Below are 257 nucleotides of genomic sequence, written 5' to 3'. Positions count from 1 at the left end.
ACTTGGTAAGTTAAACCTGATTCACCTAAGTCAATTTCAATATGGCGAACATCTTTAGCAGAATCTCGACCAGTAATCTTTTGACTTAAAGAAAATTCAGCTTCAAACGGGTTTTGCTTTGAATACTGACTTTCAGCACCTGCTGTTGGTAAATCAACAACATTTGCAGAACCTGAAGATGCTTGGGTAAGCTCATCTTTCAAAGATTCAACAATACTTAAGGTCCAACTTTCACATTCGCTGTCGTAATCAACATC

General features: G+C 37.4%; 1 pseudogene. It reads right to left on the bottom strand.

From position 1 onward, the window contains the following. Positions 1-257 (bottom strand): annotated as a pseudogene (locus MTCD1_RS19650) (sulfite reductase [NADPH] flavoprotein alpha-component); the annotation flags it as partial.

This window comes from Colwellia marinimaniae (genome assembly GCF_002207865.1).
GTDB classification, from domain to species: Bacteria; Pseudomonadota; Gammaproteobacteria; order Enterobacterales; family Alteromonadaceae; genus Colwellia; species Colwellia marinimaniae.
The sequence above is the reverse complement of the archived record's forward strand: the minus strand, read 5'-3'. Positions and strand labels throughout refer to the sequence as shown.